General features: G+C 35.6%; 24 protein-coding genes. 16 read left to right on the forward strand and 8 right to left on the reverse strand.

Translation table 11 applies throughout. From position 1 onward, the window contains the following. Nucleotides 1-74 precede the first annotated feature (74 nt). From mltG to mtnN, 6 genes are all read left to right on the forward strand, one after another. Nucleotides 75-1,190, forward strand: a complete 1,116-nt coding sequence (mltG, locus tag ABC228_RS01765; RefSeq protein WP_345823373.1) for an endolytic transglycosylase MltG — start codon at nt 75-77, stop codon at nt 1,188-1,190. Between the two features lie 99 nt (nt 1,191-1,289). Next, nucleotides 1,290-1,928, forward strand: coding sequence for an O-methyltransferase (locus ABC228_RS01770; protein ID WP_345823374.1), 639 nt, complete (start codon nt 1,290-1,292; stop codon nt 1,926-1,928). A 15-nt stretch (nt 1,929-1,943) separates the two neighbouring features. Continuing rightward, the gene (udk, locus tag ABC228_RS01775) at nt 1,944-2,603 is read left to right on the forward strand and encodes a uridine kinase (protein ID WP_345823375.1); all 660 of its coding nucleotides are present in this window, start codon (nt 1,944-1,946) and stop codon (nt 2,601-2,603) included. A gap of 117 nt (nt 2,604-2,720) precedes the next feature. Continuing rightward, nucleotides 2,721-3,197, forward strand: a complete 477-nt coding sequence (gene greA / locus ABC228_RS01780; protein WP_345823376.1) for a transcription elongation factor GreA — start codon at nt 2,721-2,723, stop codon at nt 3,195-3,197. 180 nt (nt 3,198-3,377) lie between these two features. Beyond that, nucleotides 3,378-4,076, forward strand: a complete 699-nt coding sequence (locus ABC228_RS01785; RefSeq protein ID WP_345823377.1) for a YrrS family protein — start codon at nt 3,378-3,380, stop codon at nt 4,074-4,076. Nucleotides 4,077-4,106: 30 nt separating this feature from the next. Then, nucleotides 4,107-4,802 (forward strand): 5'-methylthioadenosine/S-adenosylhomocysteine nucleosidase, encoded by a 696-nt coding sequence (mtnN, locus tag ABC228_RS01790; RefSeq protein WP_345823378.1) that lies wholly within the window; start codon nt 4,107-4,109, stop codon nt 4,800-4,802. A 47-nt stretch (nt 4,803-4,849) separates the two neighbouring features. Here mtnN and sigK read toward each other — a convergent pair whose 3' ends face one another. The 8 genes from sigK to sda all read right to left on the reverse strand — a co-directional run bounded on the left by sigK (nt 4,850) and on the right by sda (nt 11,600). Then, complete coding sequence (gene sigK, locus ABC228_RS01795; protein ID WP_345823379.1) at nt 4,850-5,557, reverse strand: RNA polymerase sporulation sigma factor SigK; 708 nt, start codon at nt 5,555-5,557, stop codon at nt 4,850-4,852. A gap of 151 nt (nt 5,558-5,708) precedes the next feature. Beyond that, a complete protein-coding gene (gene mnhG / locus ABC228_RS01800; RefSeq protein WP_345823380.1) occupies nt 5,709-6,074 on the reverse strand; it encodes a monovalent cation/H(+) antiporter subunit G in 366 nt (121 codons plus the stop codon). After that, nucleotides 6,055-6,366: a Na(+)/H(+) antiporter subunit F1 gene (locus tag ABC228_RS01805; RefSeq protein ID WP_345823381.1), complete on the reverse strand. Its 312-nt coding sequence runs from the start codon at nt 6,364-6,366 to the stop codon at nt 6,055-6,057. Before ABC228_RS01805 ends, mnhG begins: the two co-directional genes overlap by 20 nt. Further along, entirely contained in the window at nt 6,366-6,842 is a 477-nt protein-coding gene (locus tag ABC228_RS01810; RefSeq protein WP_345823382.1) for a Na+/H+ antiporter subunit E, read from the reverse strand. The genes ABC228_RS01805 and ABC228_RS01810 overlap by 1 nt, the downstream gene beginning before the upstream one ends. Before the next feature lie 6 nt (nt 6,843-6,848). After that, nucleotides 6,849-8,330, reverse strand: coding sequence for a Na+/H+ antiporter subunit D (locus ABC228_RS01815; RefSeq protein ID WP_345823383.1), 1,482 nt, complete (start codon nt 8,328-8,330; stop codon nt 6,849-6,851). Continuing rightward, nucleotides 8,323-8,661, reverse strand: a complete 339-nt coding sequence (locus ABC228_RS01820) for a Na(+)/H(+) antiporter subunit C (RefSeq protein ID WP_345823384.1) — start codon at nt 8,659-8,661, stop codon at nt 8,323-8,325. The genes ABC228_RS01815 and ABC228_RS01820 overlap by 8 nt, the downstream gene beginning before the upstream one ends. Beyond that, the gene (locus ABC228_RS01825) at nt 8,662-10,998 is read right to left on the reverse strand and encodes a Na+/H+ antiporter subunit A (RefSeq protein WP_345823385.1); all 2,337 of its coding nucleotides are present in this window, start codon (nt 10,996-10,998) and stop codon (nt 8,662-8,664) included. Between the two features lie 461 nt (nt 10,999-11,459). Then, nucleotides 11,460-11,600 (reverse strand): sporulation histidine kinase inhibitor Sda, encoded by a 141-nt coding sequence (sda, locus tag ABC228_RS01830; protein WP_345823386.1) that lies wholly within the window; start codon nt 11,598-11,600, stop codon nt 11,460-11,462. Between the two features lie 410 nt (nt 11,601-12,010). Between sda and ABC228_RS01835 the strand changes: the two genes are divergently transcribed. From ABC228_RS01835 to ABC228_RS01880, 10 genes are all read left to right on the forward strand, one after another. Beyond that, the gene (locus ABC228_RS01835) at nt 12,011-12,526 is read left to right on the forward strand and encodes a YqeG family HAD IIIA-type phosphatase (RefSeq protein WP_345823387.1); all 516 of its coding nucleotides are present in this window, start codon (nt 12,011-12,013) and stop codon (nt 12,524-12,526) included. A gap of 2 nt (nt 12,527-12,528) precedes the next feature. After that, nucleotides 12,529-13,629 carry a ribosome biogenesis GTPase YqeH gene (gene yqeH, locus ABC228_RS01840; RefSeq protein ID WP_345824145.1) on the forward strand — a complete coding sequence of 367 codons (1,101 nt, stop codon included), beginning with the start codon at nt 12,529-12,531 and terminating at the stop codon, nt 13,627-13,629. Between the two features lie 10 nt (nt 13,630-13,639). Further along, the gene (aroE, locus tag ABC228_RS01845; protein ID WP_345823388.1) at nt 13,640-14,479 is read left to right on the forward strand and encodes a shikimate dehydrogenase; all 840 of its coding nucleotides are present in this window, start codon (nt 13,640-13,642) and stop codon (nt 14,477-14,479) included. Nucleotides 14,480-14,483: 4 nt separating this feature from the next. After that, the gene (gene yhbY, locus ABC228_RS01850; RefSeq protein WP_345823389.1) at nt 14,484-14,774 is read left to right on the forward strand and encodes a ribosome assembly RNA-binding protein YhbY; all 291 of its coding nucleotides are present in this window, start codon (nt 14,484-14,486) and stop codon (nt 14,772-14,774) included. 25 nt (nt 14,775-14,799) lie between these two features. Then, on the forward strand, nt 14,800-15,369 hold the full coding sequence (locus tag ABC228_RS01855; protein WP_345823390.1) for a nicotinate-nucleotide adenylyltransferase: 570 nt from the start codon (nt 14,800-14,802) through the stop codon (nt 15,367-15,369). Then, nucleotides 15,356-15,958, forward strand: a complete 603-nt coding sequence (gene yqeK, locus ABC228_RS01860) for a bis(5'-nucleosyl)-tetraphosphatase (symmetrical) YqeK (protein ID WP_345823391.1) — start codon at nt 15,356-15,358, stop codon at nt 15,956-15,958. Before ABC228_RS01855 ends, yqeK begins: the two co-directional genes overlap by 14 nt. Then, nucleotides 15,915-16,286 carry a ribosome silencing factor gene (rsfS, locus tag ABC228_RS01865; RefSeq protein WP_345823392.1) on the forward strand — a complete coding sequence of 124 codons (372 nt, stop codon included), beginning with the start codon at nt 15,915-15,917 and terminating at the stop codon, nt 16,284-16,286. The genes yqeK and rsfS overlap by 44 nt, the downstream gene beginning before the upstream one ends. 3 nt (nt 16,287-16,289) lie before the next feature. After that, nucleotides 16,290-17,042, forward strand: a complete 753-nt coding sequence (locus ABC228_RS01870) for a class I SAM-dependent DNA methyltransferase (protein WP_345823393.1) — start codon at nt 16,290-16,292, stop codon at nt 17,040-17,042. 223 nt (nt 17,043-17,265) lie between these two features. After that, nucleotides 17,266-17,733 (forward strand): helix-hairpin-helix domain-containing protein, encoded by a 468-nt coding sequence (locus ABC228_RS01875; RefSeq protein WP_345823394.1) that lies wholly within the window; start codon nt 17,266-17,268, stop codon nt 17,731-17,733. 64 nt (nt 17,734-17,797) lie between these two features. Continuing rightward, complete coding sequence (locus ABC228_RS01880; protein ID WP_345823395.1) at nt 17,798-18,361, forward strand: ComE operon protein 2; 564 nt, start codon at nt 17,798-17,800, stop codon at nt 18,359-18,361. Nucleotides 18,362-18,371: the final 10 nt, after the last annotated feature.

Below are 18,371 nucleotides of genomic sequence, written 5' to 3' on the forward strand. Positions count from 1 at the left end.
TTTGGATTTTGTAAAACTCCTAGCGTATATTGTCATTTTTTAGTATAATATACCGGATGAGAGGGGTATGATGAATGTCCAAAAGAAATGATAAAGGTAATTTTAAGGATAATTTAATTGCTAGGGGAGAAGAGGCCCGTACGGTTCGTAAGGTCGTAGCAATTGTTATATTATCTATTATAATTATCCTTGCAATAGGTGGAATATCTGGTTATATGTACATCAAATCTGCTCTTGAACCAGTAGATCCAAATAATGAAAAAGGTGTACAAGTTGAAATCCCATTAGGTTCATCTACATCTGGTATTGCTAAAATACTTGAGGAGAATGATATTATTAAGAACTCTATGGTATTTCGGTTTTACATAAAATTTAAAAATGAATCTGGATTTCAGGCTGGAGATTATACTTTTACAAAGTCAATGACTTTAGATCAAATAATTGAGTCACTTAAAAATGGCCGAATTATTAAAGAGCCAGTATATCGAGTAACCATTCCTGAAGGGCTAACGATTGAAGAGATTGCAGCCATTTATGCAGAGGAATTACCAATCACAGAGGAAGAATTTTTAAATAAAGTAGATAATCCAGACTATATTAATCAATTAATACAAGCATATCCAATGTTAACAGAGGATATCTTAAATCCTGAGCTAAGACATCCGCTAGAAGGCTATCTCTTCGCTGCTACCTATGATTTCTATGAAGAGGAACCACCAGTAGAGGTAATCATTCAAAACATGCTGGACAAGTCTCAAGCTGTCATTGGAGAATATTTAAATAAGATGACAGAAAGGGAACTAACCATTCATGAAGCCGTTACAATGGCGTCAATCGTAGAGAAGGAAGCTGTAACAGAGGATCAACGTAAGAAAATCGCTGGGATATTTTATAACCGACTAGAGACTGGAATGAGATTACAAACGGATCCAACTGTTTTATACGCTCTTGGAGGACATAAGGAAAAGGTTCTATTAAAGGATACAGAAGTTGAGTCACCGTTTAACACGTATCATGTTTCTGGATTACCAATCGGTCCTATATCAAACTTCTCAGAAAGTGCATTAGAATCTTCTATTAATCCAGAGGAATCCGATTTCTACTACTTCTTACATGATGGTCAAGGCAATATTTATTATTCAACTACATTAGAAGAACACAATGCATATAAAGCTCAATACATTCAGTAACATACGAGGAAGTGTGATATATCATCACATTTCCCGTTTTTTTGCATAAATATTCCACAACGATGTATCCTAATAGGATAAGTAAAAGAGGGTTTAAAAATGGATGAAAAAACAATCACATACCTAACAAACCATTTACCTGAGTCAAAGGATTGGGTAAAGGAATTAGAAGAACAAGCCAAAATTGATCATATCCCAATAATGGACCCAATTGGGATTAATTTTCTAATGCAATTAATTCGACTAAATAAACCGAAACGCATCCTAGAGATTGGTGCAGCTATTGGTTATTCGGCTTTACGTATGAACGAGGCAAATCCAGAATCGGAAATTGTGACAATTGAGCGAGATGATGTTCGGTATAAGCAAGCTGTTGATAATATTACGAAACAGCAAAAACAGTCTAGTATACAAGTTATTCATGGTGATGCTCTTGAGGAGCTAGAGAAATTAGCAGAGAATAAGGAGAGGTTTCATTGCGTTTTTATCGATGCTGCAAAGGGTCAGTATAAGCGCTTTTTTGAATTGTCCCTCCCGTTGCTAGCCGATAATGGATTTATTATTTCAGATAATGTATTATTTAGAGGTTATGTTATGGAACCAAACTTTGAACACCCACGTTATAAAAAAATGGTCGAAAAGATTAGAGCATATAATGAATGGCTGGCAAACCATCCAAGCTTTGTCACCACGATACTACCTATTGGCGATGGGGTTGCAATAAGTTATAGAAAATAAGAAAGGGGTCTCTCCATGCAAGACAAACCAGTAGTTATTGGAGTTGCAGGTGGAAGCGGAAGTGGGAAAACATCTGTAACAAGATCAATCTGCCAGCGTTTTACCGATAAGACAATTCTAGTTATTGAACAGGATTATTATTATAAGGATCAAAGTCATTTACCTTTTGAGGAAAGATTAAAGACAAATTATGATCATCCATTCGCATTTGATAATGATTTACTTATCGAACATGTTCATAAATTATTGAATCATCAAGCAATCGAAAAACCAGTATACGATTATAAAGTACATAATCGATCCAACGAAGTAATAACGGTTGAGCCTAAGGATGTCATTATTTTAGAAGGAATCTTAATATTAGAAGATCCTCGTTTAGTTGATTTAATGGATATTAAAGTCTTTGTGGATACCGATGCTGATTTACGCATTATTAGAAGGTTATTACGTGACATTAAAGAACGTGGAAGAACGTTGGATTCTGTTATTGACCAATATTTAAATGCGGTTCGACCAATGCATTTGCAATTTGTTGAACCAACTAAGCGATATGCGGATATTATTATTCCAGAAGGCGGACAAAACCATGTAGCTATTGATATCATGGCAACAAAAATCGAACATATTTTGTCTAAAAATAAAGAAAATAGTTTAAACAAAAGTATTGAAAATTAAAATAAAATCTGCCATAGTTATGGTTAGTATACTTTTTAAGTTACTGGTTGTATAGAATAAATAGCATGCATTGTTTATTATGTAGGAGCAGTAGATAGAAAAAGGAGTGTTTTTTAAATGGCTGTAGAGAAAAGTTATTATATGACATTAGAGGGGAAAGAGAAGTTAGAACAAGAACTTCTTTATCTAAAAACGGAAAGAAGACAAGAAGTAGTTGAACGAATTAAAGTTGCACGTGATTTTGGAGATCTATCGGAGAACTCCGAGTATGATGCAGCAAAGGATGAACAGGCTTTTGTTGAATCACGAATTGCACAAGTTGAAAAAATGATTCGTAATGCTGTTATTATAGAAAATGATAATCAAAACCCTGATGTAGTATCCTTAGGTAAATCCGTAACGTTTGTTGAATTACCAGATGGTGAAGAAGAAACATATACAATTGTTGGTAGTGCAGAAGCAGACCCATTTGAAGGGAAAATCTCGAATGATTCACCAATGGCAAAAAGCTTGCTTGGTCATGAAATAGGTGAAGAGGTTTCTGTCGTGACACCAGGTGGAGAAATCCAAGTAAAAATACTAAAAGTAGAATAGATATATGAAAAGGCGGTGTAGCTACTCCGCTTTTTTTATTTGTCCCGGCTGATTAAAGTATCAATCAACACTTCTCTACTATCTTTTAAGTACCATGAAATAGGATAGTAAACAAAGTGATATAGTTAGTTGCATAGAATTTATGGTACTATAATAAAGTATACATAGGGAGGGAGTAGAATGAGTGAATTTGATCGACATACTCGTGTAAATAAATTTGAAAAGAGACGTAAAAATACTAAATTAATGTCTATATTAATTAGTGCAGCTATCTTTCTTATTGTTCTGTTAATAGGAATGTGGATATTTGGGCCAGATGATGAGCCAGCCAACACAGATGAAACTACAAGTGATGAAAAGACAAATGATACTGCTGATGATGAAGCTGAGGATACAGAGACGGATGAGAATACAGAACAAGATTCAGAAGCCTCAAATGATGAAGATTCCTCTCAAACTGAAGAATCTAGTAGTGATACAGAAGAATCAGATTCTACCGAAGATGAGGGTACTACGAATGATAACGTCGATAAAGAGCCTACAGAACCAAACTCTGACGATGATAACGTAATAGAAGCATATACGGGTGCATGGCAGCCTGTTGGTACAGAGCAAACAGGTCCACATACCACTCAATTTGTTACCGAATCACAAGACTGGAAGGAAATGGAGAAGGCAATTCGTTTAGCGACAGGTCTAAGTGAAGAAGAAATGGAAACTTACTGGATTGGAAACGGTGGAGATCAAAAAGCGATTGGTACCGTTACCAACAAGGCAGAAACTGAGATTTATCGTGTGTATATAAGCTGGGTAGATGGTCAAGGCTGGCAACCGACATTAGTCGAAGTTCTAAAGGAACTCGAGAAAAATGATAATTAACTGGTCAAGAACACTAGGAGGATTGACATCATGACAATAGGTATTATTGGTGCAATGGATGAAGAAATTGAAATTATACAAAATGAGATGACGGATAAAGAAGAGGTTACGATAGCTAATTGCTTATTTATCCGTGGAGAGTTAAAGGGTGAAGCGGTAGTTCTATTAAAGTCTGGTATTGGAAAAGTAAATGCTGCTATGGCAACGACTATATTAATGGAACGCTATTCCCCAACTTGTATTATCAATACAGGTTCTGCTGGTGGATTCTCCAATAAGCTAGAGGTTGGTGATGTAGTTATCTCATCTGATGTTGTCCATCACGATGTGGATGTGACAGCCTTTGATTATGAATATGGACAAGTTCCAGGAATGCCAGCTACTTATAAGTCTAATCCACAGCTTATGCAACAAGCAATGGATTCAACAGAAGTGATGAATGTCCAAGCAGAAGTTGGGTTAATTGCAACGGGTGACTCCTTTATGGAAGACCCAATTCGAGTACAGAATGTTCGTCAAAAGTTTCCTAATATGATTGCTGCAGAAATGGAAGCAGCAGCGATTGCGCAAGTTTGTCATCAATATAACTGCCCATTTGTTGTTATTCGTGCGCTTTCTGATATTGCTGGCAAAGAGTCTTCGGTATCCTTCGATGCATTTTTAAAGAAAGCTGCAGAAAATGCTTCCCAAATGATTTTTCATATGGTTCAAGGGTTAAAGATGTAATAATAAAGGCTGTCATTCGATGACAGCCTTTTTCTTGTAGTATTTGTTTAGGAACCTCTACGTTCATTTCGGTAGTACTCATGGAATACTTTCATTAAAGCCCTTTTTTCGATTCGAGATACATAGCTTCTTGATATGTTTAATTTTTTCGCAATTTCCCGTTGCGTCATTTCTTTTTTATTATTCAATCCATAGCGATAAATAATTACTTCTCTTTCGCGTTTATCAAGAATTGAAAAATAATCCTGCATTTTTGCAATCTCCATATTTAATTGGATGTATTCAATGACATTTTCATTTTCTGCTTCTAAAATGTCAATAAGACTAATTTCGTTTCCTTCTTTATCCTGCCCAATTGGATCATGTAACGAAACGTCTTTTTTTACCTTCTTTAAAGCCCTCAAGTGCATCAGTATCTCATTTTCTATACATCTGGCAGCATAAGTTGCAAGTTTGGTTCCTTTTCCGACAGAGAAGCTCTCAATACCTTTTATTAGGCCAATCGTTCCAATCGAGATTAAATCCTCCATATCTTCCCCGGTATTTTCGAACTTCTTCACAATATGTGCAACAAGCCGCAAGTTGTGTTCGATGAGTTTATTTCTTGCTTCTTCGCTTCCGTTTTGCATTTCCTCAATATACTTTGCTTCCTCCTCCGAGGATAGTGGTTGTGGAAACGCATGATTTTTTACATAGGAAACAAAGAATAGGGCTTCTTTTATTAACAATGCAAGGACACTCATTATTCCGGACAAACACATACACCTCCTGACTAGGCTGGGCTATAGCCTATATAATCAAACTATGACGCACGTGCTTGATTTGTGTCTGTCCGAAGAAAACAAATACGAGCATGAAATAATAAAAAAATCGTTATCCAGTATTAAGCAGGATAACGATTACCACTTAGTTATTTTTTCTCATAGCATCCTCATATGCATCTGTTCGATTTTTAGTTAGAGGCTTGATGCCACTGTTATGGGCAGCTCGCCCAATCATATGAGCTGATACAGGTGCTGTAATAAAGATGAATAGAATTCCGATTAATAATTTACCACTAACGATGTTCTCTTTCGCGTATAAAAACAGAAATGTTCCAATTAGTACACTTGAGACACCTAAAGTAGATGCTTTAGTAGCAGCATGTAATCTAGTGAAAATATCAGGGAACCTGATTATTCCAATGGAAGCGGATAGCGTAATAAAGGTGCCAATTAACAGTAATAGAATAATAATTATGTTTATGATGAGTTTAATCCAAATCTCGGTCAATAATAACACCCTTTTCTACGTATTTTGCAGTAGCAAGTGTACCTAAGAATCCTAAGATTCCTATCAACAAGACAATATCATTTAGATATGGTGTAGAAAGATAAATAGCTATTAATCCTGTTAATGCCATTAGATTTATTCCAATGGTATCAAGACCGACTGCTCTGTCAGGATTGGTAGGGCCTTTTATTACCCGATAAAATAATAGTATTAGGGAAAGTGCAATTCCAATGGAACAGATCAAGATTGTATACTTTAGAATTTCATTTGTTATGTCTAGTAGATTTTCCATTATCTGGTCACCTCCAGAATTGCTTTCTCAAAGCTATCCTTTATTTCTTGAACGGATTTATCTACTTCATCAATATCCATTGCATGTACATAGAGTGTACGATTGTCATCGGATACTGCGACCGATAGAGTTCCTGGTGTTAAGGTTATAAGATGTGCTAATAACGTAATTTCCCAATTGCTCTTTACTTCTAGCGGTATGGCAAAAATCCCAGGTTCAATTTCAGGCTTTGGTGTGTAGATTAGCCTTAAAATACTAAGATTCGATAAAATTAGTTCTTTCATGAATAAGAGAATAAGCTTGAGAATTTTTACGAACCTTATTCCGTAAAATCTACCTGGTATAAAACGGTTTAGTAGAAGCACTAAGAGAATTCCCCAAATAAAACCAGCGATAAAGCTTGCTAGTGTATATGATTCACTAAGGAACATCCACATAATCGCAATAATTAGGTTTATGATTATTTGAAATGCCATCGTTCACTACTCCTTTAACACAGAATCAATATAAATTTGGGGATCCAATAAGTATTCAGCGATTCCTTCAATAGAAGGGTAAATATATTCTGCACCAATACCAAGCAGTACTGATATCGTTAATAAGAATACCACCGGTAAGACTAATCCCAAGGATGCTTTCTTCGAATAGTTTTTTGAATCGTCTTTCTCACCCCAGAATCCGCGAATGAATATCTTCATCACAGAATAGAGGATCAATAAGCTTGATAATAAACCAATGATTGTAATGGCGATTTCATCTGCTGATAGCGCTCCTCTAAGCAATAGTAGCTTTCCAATAAAGCCACTAAAAGGCGGAATCCCAGCTAGAATAAATGCGGCTATGAATAGTAACCACCCAAGTAGTGGGTAATGATGGATGAGACCCTTCATTTTTCGTAAATCCGATGTACCAGCAACATAAGCGATAACACCAACTAGTAAGAATAGGGCAGATTTGATAATCATGTCATGAATCAAGTAGTAAACAGAGCCACTTAATCCATCGACGTTAAATACGCCAATTCCCATAATGATGAATCCAATTGCAGGGATAATGTTATAGGCAATTATTAATTTAATATTATTGGTTGATAACGCACCAATGACTCCAAATAACATGGATAATCCAGCGATCCAAATAAAGGCCTCGTGGGTAATCTCCATTTTATGAACAAATATTAATGAAAATACACGTAAAATCGAGTATATTCCGACCTTCGTTAAGAGCGCTCCAAATAATGCTGAAACGACTGGATTTGGAACGATATATGGTCTTGGTAACCAATAGTACAGCGGGAATAGGGCTGCTTTGGTACCGAAAACAAAGAATAGTAAGACACCAATCGTTGTTAAGACCCCTTTTTGATCTACTTCTGCAACCCGTTCTGCAATCTGTGCCATGTTAACAGTACCAACAACACCATATAGCAGCGCAACACATGTCACAAACAACATGGATGAGAACAAATTAATAAGGACATATTTAATTGACTCTCTAAGCTGAACTCGTTCGCCTCCTAAAACAATTAGCGCATAGGAAGCCATTAATAATACTTCAAAGAATACAAATAAGTTGAATAAATCACCCGTTAAAAAGGCACCAGATACGCCTGCTATCAAGAGAAAGTAGAAGGTGTAAAAATAATGTCTCTCCTGTTGCATTGTTAAAGAATTCGGTGCATAAAAAGCAGCAGCAGTTGCAATAAAATTAGTTGTTAAAATGAGTAAGATTGATAATTTATCTGCAACCATAATAATACCGTATGGTGCAGCCCAATCTCCAGTTTCCAATATGATAGCACCATCTGTGAAAACCGTATACGTAACATAAGCTGCCACAGCTAAACTAATGAGAGAGAAAAACTTAGTTAAGATACGTGTTAGCCTTACATTACGATTTGTAAAAGCAACAATGATACCAGATAACATTGGGATGATAATCGGTAAGATTGCTAAATTACTCATTCGATTCACCCCTCATTTCTTCCATATTATCTGTTTTATTTTCTTTGGCAGTTCGATAACTTAATACAAGTAAGAGACTTGTAATACCAAAGCTAATAACGATTGATGTTAAAATCAATGCTTGTGGTAGGGGATCCGTATAATTAGTCACCGAATCATCCAATATTGGAGGCTGACCACCTTTTAATTTCCCCATTGTTAAAATGACTAAATGCGCACCATGTGATAACAAAACGGTCCCGATAATAATTCGCAGCAATTGCTTCTGTAATAGATTATAAATTGCTGTTGCAAATAAGATTCCAGATAGGATGAGGATAATGATTTCCACTTATTCTGCCTCCTTATTCTTTCTGACTTTTATGAGGCCATAGATGGCTAATGCTGCAATACCCAACACTGTAATCTCAAACAATGTATCTAGTCCACGCATATCTACTAAGATTACATTGACAATATTATGACCGCCACCTAAATAGTAGGAATTCTCGACAAAGTAATCTGAAATGCTATCAAACCAATCTGAACTATGAGCAGATATACCAACCATTGTGATTAATGTACCGACCCCAACGGCGAGAATGGTATTCAGTGTTGTAGCACGTAAAGGCTCGTTTCGCTTTCGAAGCTCTGGCAGGTGATAATATGCCAGGAGGAATAGAGCCATGGAAACTGTTTCCACTACAAGCTGCGTAAGTGCTAAATCTGGGGCACGGAAAATAACAAATAATATTGATATTCCAAAACCAACAATACCAGTAATGATGATTAGTGCTAATTTGTTATTAACAAATATGGTCGCAACAGCAGCTAACACCATAATAAATACGACAGCTAAATCAACCAATTCAACATCTGCTAGATCATCAACATTAATATCAAATCCACCAGTCATAAACATGATGATAAAAGTAGCAACTATAATCGTGCCTAAGATGATAGACATATATAATTTTAATGAACCAGTCATATAGGAATTCGTAATTTTAGATGCATACGCATCAGTTTTTTCGATGATTTTATCGTATACCTTGTTAAAGCTTAGCTTACCGGGAAGTACATGATATATTTTGCTCCATTTTTTGATAGTTAGGAATAGAATAATACCTATTGCAACTACAATAAGAGACATGATGAGGGCTGGTTCATCAAAACCATGCCAAAATTTAATTTTGTGATACTCTGCTGCAGAATTAACTGCTTGTGCTGCATGAATTAATAATGTTCCATTTACCAATTTTGGAAATAGCCCGATTACAATTACACCAGCTACGAGCACGATTGGAGAAAGTAGCATTCCAATTGGTGCTTCATGCGGCTTCTTAGGTAATAACGTGAGCTTTTTTGGTCCTGTAAATACCCCAAAAAAGAAGTACATGGAATAGACAAAGGTAAAAATACTCCCAAAAACAGCTAAGTATGGTATTGCCGTAGTTAGAAAGCTAGCAAGCCCACCACTAGCTTCATTTAATTCGACAGCTGATTTAAAGAAAGCTTCCTTACTATAGAATCCGTTTAAGAATGGTAATGGAACACCAGCCATGGAAAATGTACCAAATAATGCTAGCGTTGCAGACATTGGCATAAACGTTAATAGACCGCCCAGCTTTCGGATATCCCTTGTTCCTGTCTCATGATCAATAATTCCAGCAACCATAAAGAGACCGCCTTTAAAGGTAGCGTGGTTTAATATATGAAATACTGCTGCAAAAACAGCAGGTCCTGTACCAAATCCAAGCATTGCCATGATCATCCCTAATTGACTAACGGTAGAGAATGCCAGAATACCCTTTAAATCGGTCTGTCTCACAGCCATATAGGACGCCCAAATAAGGGTTAGAAGTCCAACTATACTTACGACTATGAAGAACCATTCATACGCTGCAAATATTGGAGAAAAGCGTGCCACTAGATAGATACCAGCTTTTACCATTGTTGCAGAGTGTAAGTAGGCACTAACCGGTGTTGGTGCTTCCATAGCATCCGGAAGCCATATGTGGAAAGGAAATTGTGCAGATTTTGTAAATGCACCTAATAGGATTAATACCATAATCAGTGGTAAATATTGGCTGTTTAATATCATATCAACATGCTCAATCATTGCTCGGATACTAGTGGTATCTGTGATAACGGTTAGTAATAGTAGACCACCTAGCATGCTGAGGCCACCAAATACAGTAATCAGCATAGATTTTTGTGCACCATATCTGGAACGTTCACGGTGATGCCAAAAACCAATTAATAGGAAAGAAGATATGGAGGTTAATTCCCAAAACGTATACAAAACGAATACATTATCAGACAATACTACCCCAAGCATGGCTGACATGAACATTAGTAAGTATACATAAAAATGACCTAAATTCTCTGATACATGTAAATAATAGATGGAATAAAACACGACTAGTGTTCCAATTCCACTAATCAGTAATACAAATAATAAGCTAAGGCCATCAAGATAAAAATCAAAATTAATTCCAAGTGAAGGAATCCAATGATAAACATGGCGAACGGCCTTGAAGTCACTACCGATAAAGCTTAAAAAATATAGAAATATGCCTAATGGAATAAATACCACGAAAATACCTGTATGTACTTTTGCCTTGAGTTTGCTTAATAATGGAACAAACAAAGCAAGTACAAGGGGGATTAATACAGCGAAAATCATTTGCTAATAGACCTCCTAAATAATAGCTATAAGTTTGGGGCGTTGAAAGTTTTCATTATGAGTTCCTTGTTCATGCTGATTCTAAAGTATGTATCGAAAAAATCTAAAGGAAAGTAATCCCTTACCTAGGCTTATTATCGCTGTAAGCTAAAAGGTGGGGTAATTCCAGCATTGCTAATTAGAAGATTTCATAACGCAACGACCTATGAGAATTGGGGTATCAATCAATTCCTTGCATATAAAGCATATGCTTCCTACTTTTAAAATACTGTATACATTTATTTTATATAAAAATAAGGATCTTATAAAGTAATATACAGTTATGCATTTAAAAGAAAGCTTACCATACTTTTTTGATGGAAAAAATAAAAACTCTCATCATTCACAATAATGACAAGAGTTGATTTGCTTTCTTCCTATTTATAAAGGATAATTAAATTTTTAAGTTGTGTCGATTTCTGTTAACTAGTATATTTGATTTTGTGACTTAAACCTCGGCGATATATTTCATCTTTAATAAGTGAAACAAAATCAGGGCTCAATTTTAATTCATTTGCTTTGTAAAAAGATTCAATTAATAATTCATCTGACAAATGTTCCATAATCATAGCCCTCCTAAATTTATGTACTATATTCCATCTACCATTAATACTAGCTTTAAGACATTAATAACGTAACACGAAACAAAAATCTGAACAAGGCGTCAGTTATCTACAGCCCTATGTAGATAACTTGTGTATAAACAGCTGAAATGCTAAGGAAACCCAGTAACTACAATGTTGATAATGTGAATATAGTTATCCACAATGCAAGAATTAAGAGAATTTGTCGAACGATTATTGCATATTTTACGTGTTAATTACATATTTCTACCTTCTCCAGCATATATATGGTATTTTTTTATATGTGGATTATGCTGTACTATAATTAATTACCGAAAATACTATAGATTAAACATGATATAGGTTAGGATAGAGACAATAGAAAAAAGTAGATGAAGAGGTGTCATAGTTTGTTAACTAGATTTTTACCAAATGAACATGTGAAAAACGTTTTTGAAATTAAGCCAGAGCTACTAAAGAACAAAGGAATTAAAGGTATTATTACCGATTTGGATAATACGTTAGTTGCATGGGATGTGAAGAATGCAACGCCTGAAGTTATAGAGTGGTTTAAACAAATGCGTGATAATGGCATTAAAGTAACCATCATATCCAATAATAAAGAAGAACGAGTGAAAATGTTTTCCGAGCCATTAGGTTCCCCATTTGTCTTCAGTGCTAGAAAACCATTAACACGTGCATTTAAGACAGCAGCAAAACAAATGGGATTAAAAAAAGAGGAAATAGTTGTAATTGGTGATCAATTATTGACGGATGTTCTTGGCGGAAATCGAGCTGGTTTTCATACAATACTAGTAGTCCCGATTGTTCAAACCGATGAAAAAATAACACAGTTTAATCGTAGAATTGAACGTAAAATTATGAATTACTTTCGAAAAAAAGGCATGATTAGTTGGGAGGAATAATGATGGAATCCATCTATTGTGTAGGTTGTGGTGTAGAAATTCAAACCGAAGATCCAAAAGGACTAGGTTATACGCCAAAATCTTCATTAGAAAAAGACAATATACTATGTAAAAGATGCTTTCGTCTAAAGCATTATAATGAAATACAAGATGTATCCATTCATGATGATGATTTTTTAAAGATGGTTAGTTCCATACGGGATAAGAATGGATTAGTTGTACATATTATCGATATTTTTGATGTGAATGGTACGATGATAAAGAGTCTACCGAGAATTGTTGGTAATAACCCCATCCTATTAGTAGGGAATAAAATGGACTTGTTGCCAAAATCGACCAACCGACGTAAACTTATACAGTGGTTACGCTCATCAGCAAAAGAACTTGGACTGAAGGTAAAAGACGTATTTCTCATTTCTTCTGTAAAAGGGTATGGGATAGAAGAATTAACTGAGCAAATCGAATATTACCGAGAGAATCGGGATGTTTATATTGTAGGTACTACAAATGTTGGAAAGTCAACATTTATTAATCGACTAATTAAGCAATCAGTTGGAGAAAGTGATGTGATTACGACATCTTACTTTCCTGGAACAACACTAGGGTTTATTGAAATTCCATTAGATGACCAATCTGCTCTTATTGATACACCAGGTATTGTCAATCACGAACAAATTGCTCATTATATTTCAGATCACGCTCTAAAGATTATCACCCCGAATAAGGAAATTAAGCCGAGGGTATATCAGTTGAATGCAGAACAGACTTTGTTTATCGGTGGATTGGCTCGATTGGATTTTATCAAAGGAGAGCGTCAATCATTTGTCTGTTATTTCTCGAATCAGTTACCGATTCACCGAACAAAATTAGAAAACGCAGATGAATTATACAAAAACCATGTTGGAGAAATGCTTTCACCTCCTGATGAAGAATCTTTAAAGACATTACCGGAATTTACGAACAGCGCATTTCGTCTACATGGTGAAAAAACAGATATTGTATTCCCTGGTTTAGGCTGGATTACAGTTACAGGAGCAAATACGACGATAGTAGCCCATAGTCCAAAAGAGGTAGCTGTTACCATTCGAAAATCTCTGATATAGGAGGAATAAAATGGATTATCCATTAGCGCTGATTGGCTATCCAATCCAACATTCCTTATCACCTTGGATACATCGTACGTTTCTTGAAGAAACTGATTTAAAGGGAAATTACACGATAGAAGAAATATTTCCAGCTAGATTTGAATCTGAAATACAGTACTTGCTTGACAAAGGTTATGTAGGCTTCAATGTGACTTTACCATTTAAACAAAAAATCATCCCATTATTAGATGAATTAGATGATAACGCAAAACAAATAGGTGCTGTCAATACAGTGGTAAAAAGAAATAATCGCTTGATAGGTTATAATACAGATGGTATTGGATATATACGTACTCTAGAGCAATATTATCCAGAGTTTATGAAGAATAAGGAAAAACATATTCTCATTATTGGTGCAGGTGGTGCAGCTAGAGGTATATATTTTGCATTAAACCAATTTGGATTCCAATCAATTGATATTACAAATAGAACAACAGAAAATGCCCTTGAGATAGTTAAGGGAAAAGCTGCTAAGACCTATTCAGAAGTAATATCATTATCAAAAGCACAAGAGAACCTGAAAAAGTATGATTTAATTATACAAACCACAAGTGTAGGGATGAAACCGAATACGGAACAATCACCACTGCAGCTTCATAATCTAAAGGATTCTGTTATTGTGAGTGATATTCTTTATCAGCCAATATGGACAAACTTTATAAAGGATGCTGTAGCACAAGGTGCTAGGATTCACCTCGGGCATACGATGCTGTTAAATCAAGCACAATATGCCTTTGAAATATGGACTGGCAAGCAGCCATCCATAAAGGGTATGGATCAAAAACTTAAACAAATATTAGAAGGGTGATATCATGCTAACAGGAAAACAAAAACGATTTCTTCGTTCCCAAGCACATCATTTAAAACCTATTTTTCAGGTTGGGAAAATTGGGGTCAACGAAAATATGATTACACAAGTAAATGAAGCCTTAGAAAAAAGAGAACTAATTAAAGTGAGTATTTTGCAAAATTGTTTAGATGACAAAGAAACGGTAGCAGAAGAATTACAGGCTGGAACAAGCGCAGAGATTGTACAAATAATTGGAAATAATATCGTACTTTATAAAGAGTCAGAAGAGAATAAACAAATTCAACTACCCTAATAATTGCTTGAAAAGGAGCAGATCCATGAAGCGTATCGGAATATTAGGTGGTACGTTCGATCCACCACATATAGGACACCTAATAATTGCTGAAACAGTACGGACTGAACTTCAGTTGGAAGAAATTTGGTTCATTCCAACTTTCGAACCTCCTCATAAGTTAGAAGCAACGATGGATGCCGAAAGTAGAATCGATATGCTAAAACTGGCATTAGCGGACAATAATTCTTTTATTCTGAATACAATAGAAGTAGAACGATCAGGTAAATCATACACGATTGATACCATGAAACAATTAAAAGATACTTTTCCTGACAATGAATATTATTTTATTATTGGTGCGGATATGGTTGAATATTTGCCTAAATGGTACCGAATTGATGAATTACTTCAGTTGGTTCGCTTTGTAGGCGTAAAACGAGTAGGATACTCCATGGAGAGTCCGTTTCCAATAACGGAAGTTGATATTCCATTCGTCGATGTGTCCTCAAGCAATATTAGGGAGCGGATTTCAGAGAATAAGTCCATTAAATATCTTGTTCCCAATTCGGTACATACGTATATTAAGGAGCATGGTTTTTATGAAAAAGGCTGAGGCAATTTCTATCGTCGAACCACATTTAACAAAAGAAAGGTTCGACCATACATTACGTGTTGCTGATACAGCTACTAAGTTAGCCCAAAAGTACGGCGCATCCACAGAAAAAGCTGAGTTGGCTTCTATTTTCCATGATTATTGTAAATATAGACCATTGGAAGAAATGGAAAGAATTATTCGATTAAGTTACTTACCAAAGGATCTACTTCAGTATCATCATGAGCTATGGCATGGACCGGTTGCTTCACTTCTTATTGAGCAGGAACACGGCATACAAGATGAAGAAATTCAATCTGCAATCTATTATCATACTACTGGTAGAGCAAATATGGGGAAATTAGAGCTTATTGTGTTTGTAGCAGATTATATTGAACCCGGAAGAAGCTTCCCTGGACTTGATGAGGTTCGAGAGGTGGCTAATCAAAATATAGAGATAGCTGCCTGGATGGTTTCACGAAATACAATTGAATATCTTATGAAGCGGCAAAATCGAATTTATCCTGATACTTTTCACGCTTACAATTATTTAACGAAATGTTTAGATGGAGGTAATAATTTTGACCAAAAACTCATTAGAAATACTTAATCTAGCAGCAGAAGCATGTGATGATAAGAGGGCAGAGGATATTATGGCACTGGATATGGAACAAGTATCACTTGTTGCGGACTATTTTCTGATCTGTCATGGAACAAATGAACGTCAAGTTCAGTCCATTGCTAGAGCGGTTAAAGACAAAATGGAAGAAAATGACATCGCTGTAAAACGTCTCGAAGGATTGGAGCAAGCGAGATGGGTACTGGTTGATTTAGGTGATATTGTTTGTCATGTTTTCCATATTGATGAAAGACAATATTATAATTTAGAACGTTTATGGGGAGATGCATCTCAAGTACCGCTTGAGGTAGGTCAATAATTTATGGCATATCAATTAATGGCAGGGCTTTATGATAAGCTTATGGAAGATGCACCATATGATAAATGGGTGGAATTTACGGAAAAGGTGCTAGCGCGGTACAATCAGAAGGATGTAAAGCTAGTTGATCTGGGATGTGGCACCGGTGAAGTTTCGATTCGATTGGCGGAAAAAGGGTTTCATGTTTCAGGCGTGGATTTTGCCCAAGACATGCTTACTATAGCGGAACAAAAAGCTGCGAAGCGTAATTTACAAATCCAATGGATACATCAGGATTTAATTGAACTTAAAGGACTTTCTGGGTTGGATGTTGCTCTTAGTTATTGTGATGTTATTAATTACATCACAACAAAGGAAGACGTCTTACAGGTATTCTCAAATGTTTTTCATTCTTTAAAAGAAGAGGGTATTTTCATTTTTGATGTGCATTCTCTTTCTCATGTCCATCATCATCTAGCGAACCAAACCTTTGCTGATGTTACAGAAGATAGCTCCTATATTTGGTTTTGCTATGAAGGTGAATCTGAAGGAGAAATGTATCATGACTTAACATTTTATAGTCAGCAAGGAGATACGTATATTCGATTTGATGAGACTCACCACCAACAAACCTATCCAGTCGATACGTATATCGATTTATTAAAAATTGCAGGCTTTGAAATTTTAACTGTTTGTGGAGATTTCTTCTTAGAAAAGCATTTTTCAGAGGATGAAGCAGAAAGAATTTTCTTTATAGCACAAAAAAGGACGAGATAATATATTTTCTCGTCCTTTTTTAATTTTGCATCGAAATAATTGTTTAAGTATGATGGAATTGCAATTAATGTGATGGTCTTTATATATTTAAGTTTTGGAAGTGATACTGTTGGTTAAATTTCTGCATAAGAATTTCTTTATAGTTCTATTAATAGTTGGTTTGGGTCTGGTTATTCTATTGGTTTCTGTGATACAAGAACCACCCGAGGAGGGTATTTTAACCGTGGCATCGGACGTAAATGCTACCAATGAAGTAGACAGTACAGAACAAGAAAATACGATTATTATAGTGGACGTTAAAGGGGAGGTTAACGTTCCAGGTGTGTATGAGATGAGTGTTAATGCTCGCGTGAATGATGTGATTAAAGAAGCGGGTGGGTTTACTGATAAAGCAGATCAAACAATGGTTAATTTAGCACAAAAGGTCTTTGATGAAATGACTATACTAGTACCATTGAAGGGAGAACAAACAGGTGCGTCACCCGAAAATCAACAAAATAAAATAAGGATAAATTATGCAACAGAGGAAGAAATGCAACAAATAACAGGAATTGGGCCTTCCAAGGCTAAAGCGATTATTGCACATCGTGAGGAGCACGGGTACTTTAAAAAACTAGAAGATTTACTAGACGTTACTGGAATTGGTGAGAAAACACTAGAAATTATACAAGATGAGGTGCAAATTCCTTAGATGTTTGACGATAGATAAGCTAGGAAGGTAAACTATTATAAGAAATAGGAGAGGAGTTAATATTTTGGATAGAATCTCTTGGAACCAGTATTTTATGGCTCAAAGTCAGTTATTAGCATTAAGAAGTACATGCACAAGACTAATGGTTGGCGCCACAATTGTCCGTGATAAGCGAATTATTGCTGGTGGATATAATGGAAGTGTTTCTGGAAGTGTTCATTGTGTTGATGAGGGCTGTTATGTAATTGATGGACATTGTGTCCGCACTGTACATGCAGAGGCTAATGCTTTATTACAATGCGCAAAATTTGGGGTTCCCACTGAAAATGCAGACATCTATGTGACTCACTTTCCTTGTTTACAATGCTGCAAACAGCTTATCCAAAGCGGTATTAAAACTGTTTTCTATGCAGAAGATTATAAGAATCATTCATATGCTATTCAGCTATTTGAAGAAGCAGGGGTGAAAACCGAACAAGTGAAGTTAGACTACTTAGCGCTAGATATGAACTTTAAGGAAAAGTCTACATTCGTGCAGGAATTGCTTGAAATTGTCGAGTCTAAAAATGTTGGTGAGGATGAATTAATAGATATTAAAGAGAAAGCTCATGAGCTATTTAACGTATAATAGCCAAAAA

Source organism: Ornithinibacillus xuwenensis (assembly GCF_039614845.1).
GTDB classification, from domain to species: Bacteria; Bacillota; Bacilli; order Bacillales; family Amphibacillaceae; genus Ornithinibacillus; species Ornithinibacillus xuwenensis.